Consider the following 5,215-nt stretch of genomic DNA (forward strand, 5'->3'; position numbering starts at 1 on the left):
AAACACCCGGCGAGAACGCCACTCCCCTTGTCGCCGCCATCGTGCATTCGGAGCACGGCACGGCGGACGGCCTGCTGGCCGACTTCGCCTTCGGCCTGCGCGAGCGCGGATGGCGCGTGCATGGCCTGGTGCAGCAGGAAAAGGACGGACGTGGCAAGGCGGCAACCATGCTGGTCGATCTTGACAGCGGACAGTGCTTTGCGCTGTTTCAGCGCCTCGGCCCGGGCTCGGGCTCATGCAGCCTGGACTCGACCAGCGTTACGGCTTCCAGCGTGGTGCTGCGGCGGGCGCTGGAGCAGCGCCCCGACCTTGCCGTGGCCAACCGCTTTGGCGCGCTCGAGGCGAACGGCGCGGGACTCGCCACGGAGATGCTGGCCCTCGCGGCGGCGGGAATACCGCTCCTCACCGTCGTCTCCGATGAATACCTGCCACGCTGGCGCGCCGTGATCGGCCATTGCGGCGCCGAATTGCCTCCCGAGATGCAGGCGCTGCAGAACTGGTTTGCCCGCGTCAGCCAGCCCCGGGAGCAGACCTCATGAAACGCCGCGCCCTGCTGCGCGCCCTGGCCTGCGCACCGATCCTGGCGCCATGGGGCCGCACGGGCGCCATTACCCAGACCACGCAGCCCGGCCTCATCAGGACATTCGGGCGCATCCCGCCGCCATCGGGCATTCAGCGCGTATTCGTGGCGGGCCCGCCCGCGACCGTTCTGGTGGCCGCGCTCGCGCCGCACAAGATGCTCGGCTGGCCATCGACGTCCTGGATGAATCCCGAGGCGCTCAAGGCTCTGGGCCCGCCGCTGCGCGACCTGCCCGTGCTGGGGCGGCTGTCCGGGCGCGGCAGCACCATGCCGGCCGAAGCCCTGCTCGCGCTCAAGCCCGACCTGATCGTCGATGCCGGCAGCGTCGACGACACCTATCTGTCAGCCGCCCGCCGCGTCAACGAACAGACGGGCATACCCTACGTTCTGATCGACGGCCACCTGTCCGACAGCGCGCGCCAATTGCGCGAAACTGGCCGCCTGCTCGGCGTCGAGGCCCGCGGTGACGCATTGGCCGGACACGCGGAGAAAATCCTCTCGAATGCCGCGCGCGTGCGGCAGGCCATGCCGATCGAAAAGCGTCCGCGCGTCTATTTCAGCCGGGGCCCGAAAGGGCTTGAAACCGGCATGGCCGGATCGCTGCACACAGAGGCCCTGGAGATCGCCGGCGGCTACAACGTGGCCGCGCAAGGCGGAGAAAGAATCGGCACCGCCAGCGTATCGCTCGAACAGGTGATCGGCTGGGCGCCGGAGGTCATCCTGACCCAGGACCCGGATTTCGCCAGCCGCATCCTCGACGACCCGCGCTGGCGCTCCATTCCCGCCGTGCAGTCGAAACGCATTCTCTGCGCACCGAGCATTCCCTTTGGCTCGCTCGATGTTCCGCCGGGCATCAATCGCCTTGCCGGCGTATTCTGGCTGCTCGCCGAACTGCATGGCGTCGGCAAGGACGAGCTGGCGCGCACGACGGCTGAATTCAACCGGCTGTTCTATGGCATCGAAGGGCCAGCGCGATGAGCGCATCCGGCAAGAGCGCCTCCCTGCCGCCCTTTCCCGCCTTCGCGGCGGCCGGACTGGCCGTGCTTGCCATCGTCGTGGCGGCCTTTGCCGTCGGCAAATACCCGGTCTCTCCAGCCGATCTGCTGCGTTCCGTCTGGGCCCGCATGACGGGAGCGGATGCCCAACTGCCGCAAGCCGTCGAGATCGTCATCTGGAACATCCGCCTGCCCCGCATCATGGCGGGCATCTTCGTCGGCGCGGCGCTCGCCGCGGCCGGCGCGGCCTACCAGAACATGTTCCGCAACCCGCTGGTGTCGCCCGACATCCTGGGTGTCTCCGCCGGAGCAGGCTTTGGCGCGACGCTCGGAATTTTTCTCGGCTGGCCGCTGGAGGCCATACAGGTGATCGCCTTTGCCTGCGGGCTGGCCGCCGTGGGCGCGGTATACGGAGTTTCCGCCCTGGTGCGGCGGCACGACCCCATCCTGGTCCTGGTGCTCGCGGGCATCGCCGTGGGTACCTTGCTCAATGCGGGAGTCTCGCTGTTCAAGCTCCTCTCCGATCCAAGCTCGCAGCAATTGAGCACCATTGTCTTCTGGTTGCTCGGCAGCCTGAACGGCATCAGCTCCCGCGACCTGGCCTCCGCCGCGCCGCTCGTCCTCATCGGCCTGGCGCCGATGGCATTGCTGCGCTGGCGCGTCAACCTTCTGAGCCTGCCCGACGAAGAAGCCGCGGCGCTGGGCCTGGAGGTCACCCGCCTGCGGCTGGCGCTGATCGTGGCCGCGACGCTGGCGACCGCCGCCGTCGTCTCGATCGCGGGCATCGTCGGCTGGGTCGGGCTGATCATCCCGCATGCGGCGCGCTTTCTGGTCGGCCCGAGTTTTTCCAGGCTCCTTCCCGCATCGCTCCTGCTGGGCGCGGGGTTCATCGTGGCCGCCGATACCCTGGCGCGGACGCTGGTCGTGATCGAGCTGCCGCTGGGCATCGTCACCGCGATCATCGGTGCTCCGTTCTTCCTTTATCTGCTGGCGCGCAACGGGAAAGAGCAATGAACATCATCGAAGCGCGCGCGCTGACCATCGGCCATGGCCGCAAGACGGTGGCCAGCACGCTCGCATTCGACGTCGCGGCCGGGGAGGTCCTGTGCCTGCTGGGGCCCAACGGCTGCGGCAAGACGACGCTGTTCAAAACCCTGCTGGGCCTGCTGCCGCCGCTGGCGGGCGAGGTGCGCGTGCTTGGAGAAACCATCTCCGGCTGGTCTCGCATGGCCTTTGCGCGTCGCGTCGGCTACGTGCCGCAGGCCCATGCCGGTGTGTTTCCCTTTACCGTCGATGAGGTCGTGCTGATGGGCCGCACCGCGCGCATCGGACGCTTCGCCATGCCTTCACGCCACGACCGCGAGATTGCCGCCGAATGCCTGGAAATGCTGGGAATCACTCACTTGCGCCAGCGCATTTACACGGCGATCAGCGGCGGCGAGCGCCAACTCGTGCTGATTGCGCGCGCCCTTGCGCAGCAGCCCGCCCTGCTGGTGATGGACGAGCCCACGGCCAGCCTGGACTTCGGCAACCAGATCCGTATCCTCGGGCATATCGACCGCCTGCGCAGCCAGGGGATCACGGTCCTGATGTCCACCCACCAGCCGGAGCACGCCTTGCGCGTCGCCGACCGCATCGCGCTGCTCGCACCCGGACACATGGTAGGCACGGGCGCCCCCGAGGCCATCGCCACGCCGGGCAGGCTGGCGGCGCTCTACGGGGTTGCGGAAAGCGAGATTGCCGCCTACCTTCCCCTGCGGCAGAGCCCGCAGCCAGCCACGGAAAAGAAAGAAGCCACAGCATGACCATCGCAGACATTGATTTCTGCCGGCTCTACCGCGAGCACATGGAGGCCGCAGGCAAGGCCAAGCCCAGCAGCGACTGGGACGCCCGCGCGGCCCGCATGAACCGGCAGACGGCGGCGGAGCGCTATGCGCAGGAGTTCATCGCCCGCATGGACCTGTCGGGTGCGCGCACCTTGCTGGACGTGGGCTGCGGCAACGGCGCCATTTGCCTGCCGCTGGCCGAAAGGTTCGAGCAGGTCGTCGGACTGGACTACAGCCGGGGCATGCTCGACGTGCTGGAAAAAAACGCGCAGACGCAGGGCCATGCCAACCTGAAAACCCTGCACCTGGCCTGGGAGGACGACTGGTCGGCCGTCCCGGAGTGCGACATCGCCATCGCCTCGCGCAGCACCCAGGTACGCGACCTGGGCGCTGCGCTGGCGAAGCTCGACGCCAAGGCCAGGAAGCGTGTCTACCTCACGCATCTGGTCGGCGGGCAGTTCATCGATCCCGGCATGCTCGAGGCCATCGGCCGCCAGCCGCCCGCGCCGCTGCCCGACTACATCTACGCGCTCAATATCCTGCACAGCAGGAACATTCATGCGCGGCTCGACTTCATCGAAAGTGACGGGCGGTTTTCCGGCGTGGACTCTTTCGACGAATTCGCCCAGCGGGTCATCTGGTCGCAGGGCCAGCTCGACACGCACGAGCTCGCCCGCTTGCAGGCATGGTACGAGCGCGCCATGCGGGCAGGCGGCATCCCGTCGACCTTGCGCTGGGCTTTCATTTCATGGGAAAAGGCCGGCAGAGAATTTTTTGCCGCCCCACAGCCAGCACGATAAAGGACCCACGCCATGAACACGTCATCCCTCTTGTCCGACCTGCATGCCGCCGCGCTCGAGCGCCTCGGCCCGGAAATCGAATCGCTCAGGATCGAGCGCGCCGTGCTCGGCATATTTTTTACCGGCGTCAAATTGAACAACGGCGCCGGCGGGATCTGCGCCACGCCGATCAAGACCGTGCCCGAAGCCGTGTGCTGCCCCAGTTCGGCCCATGCGATGCCGACTCCGGGAAAGCTATCGGGCCTCGACGTCAGGCAGGTGCTGCGGGACCTCGATCGCCCGCCGGGGCTGCGCCGCGGCCTGGCCGTGGCCACGCTCAACGCGGTAGCCGAAACGCTCTGGATGCGCGACGGCCCACCCGCCGGCGCCGAGGTCCTGGGTGGCGACGCCTTCGATGCGCTGGAGCTGCGGCCCGGCCAGTCCGTGGTCCTGGTCGGCGCATTTCCGCCCTACATGCGCGAATTGCGCCGGCGCGGCCAGCCCTTCAAGGTGCTCGAACTCGACCCGGCCACGCTCAAGCCGGAAGAATTGCCCTACTACGTGCCTGCCGCACAGGCCGCGCAGGTGATTCCGTTCGCGGACGTTCTCATCACCACCGGCACCACGCTCCTCAACGACACGCTGGACGGCCTGCTGCAGCTGCTGCGTCTGGGCGCCAGGGCGGCCATCATCGGGCCGACCGCGACGCTGCTGGCCGAACCCTATGCCCGGCGCCATGTCGCCATCGTCGGCGGCACGCGCGTGACGTCGCCGGATACCCTGCTCGACCTTCTGGCCGAAGGCGGCTCCGGCTATCACTTTTTCGAGAAAACAGTGGAACGCCTCACCCTGCGCCTGCCCCGCGACGCATGAGCGCCCGAGGTCCTTCAGGCTGACAGCCATCCGGCGGCACGAGCAACTAAACTACGCGATCCGTATCTACACAGATGCGCGGGCTGCGGCCCGCGCTGACGCAAAGAGCCCTTAGAACGTGTTTACGATCTCTACGCAGCCGCGTTGGAGTGCAATCGGGAT

The 5,215-nt window shown here is 67.7% G+C and carries 6 protein-coding genes; all 6 read left to right on the forward strand.

What is annotated here, in order from left to right; all coding sequences use genetic code 11:
- A partial coding sequence (locus ABWP92_RS16325) for a DUF2478 domain-containing protein (RefSeq protein WP_353236462.1) occupies positions 1 to 539 on the forward strand: 539 nt, incomplete at its 5' end.
- A complete protein-coding gene (locus tag ABWP92_RS16330; protein WP_353236463.1) occupies positions 536 to 1,558 on the forward strand; it encodes an iron ABC transporter substrate-binding protein in 1,023 nt (340 codons plus the stop codon). The genes ABWP92_RS16325 and ABWP92_RS16330, both read left to right, overlap by 4 nt.
- Entirely contained in the window at positions 1,555 to 2,589 is a 1,035-nt protein-coding gene (locus ABWP92_RS16335; RefSeq protein ID WP_353236464.1) for a FecCD family ABC transporter permease, read from the forward strand. Before ABWP92_RS16330 ends, ABWP92_RS16335 begins: the two co-directional genes overlap by 4 nt.
- A complete protein-coding gene (locus ABWP92_RS16340; RefSeq protein WP_353236465.1) occupies positions 2,586 to 3,380 on the forward strand; it encodes an ABC transporter ATP-binding protein in 795 nt (264 codons plus the stop codon). Before ABWP92_RS16335 ends, ABWP92_RS16340 begins: the two co-directional genes overlap by 4 nt.
- Positions 3,377 to 4,201: a class I SAM-dependent methyltransferase gene (locus tag ABWP92_RS16345; protein WP_353236466.1), complete on the forward strand. Its 825-nt coding sequence runs from the start codon at positions 3,377 to 3,379 to the stop codon at positions 4,199 to 4,201. The genes ABWP92_RS16340 and ABWP92_RS16345 overlap by 4 nt, the downstream gene beginning before the upstream one ends.
- Positions 4,202 to 4,213: 12 nt before the next feature.
- The gene (locus ABWP92_RS16350) at positions 4,214 to 5,053 is read left to right on the forward strand and encodes a Rossmann-like domain-containing protein (protein WP_353236467.1); all 840 of its coding nucleotides are present in this window, start codon (positions 4,214 to 4,216) and stop codon (positions 5,051 to 5,053) included.
- The last annotated feature ends 162 nt before the right edge of the window (positions 5,054 to 5,215 follow it).

The organism is Diaphorobacter ruginosibacter (genome assembly GCF_040396215.1).
GTDB lineage: Bacteria > Pseudomonadota > Gammaproteobacteria > Burkholderiales > Burkholderiaceae_C > Diaphorobacter_A > Diaphorobacter_A ruginosibacter_A.

Coding starts and splice junctions, on each gene's coding strand:
- ABWP92_RS16330 (WP_353236463.1), top strand. CDS start 536: ATGAAACGCCGCGCCCTGCTGCGCGCCCTGGCCTGCGCACCGATCCTG.
- ABWP92_RS16335 (WP_353236464.1), top strand. CDS start 1,555: ATGAGCGCATCCGGCAAGAGCGCCTCCCTGCCGCCCTTTCCCGCCTTC.
- ABWP92_RS16340 (WP_353236465.1), top strand. CDS start 2,586: ATGAACATCATCGAAGCGCGCGCGCTGACCATCGGCCATGGCCGCAAG.
- ABWP92_RS16345 (WP_353236466.1), top strand. CDS start 3,377: ATGACCATCGCAGACATTGATTTCTGCCGGCTCTACCGCGAGCACATG.
- ABWP92_RS16350 (WP_353236467.1), top strand. CDS start 4,214: ATGAACACGTCATCCCTCTTGTCCGACCTGCATGCCGCCGCGCTCGAG.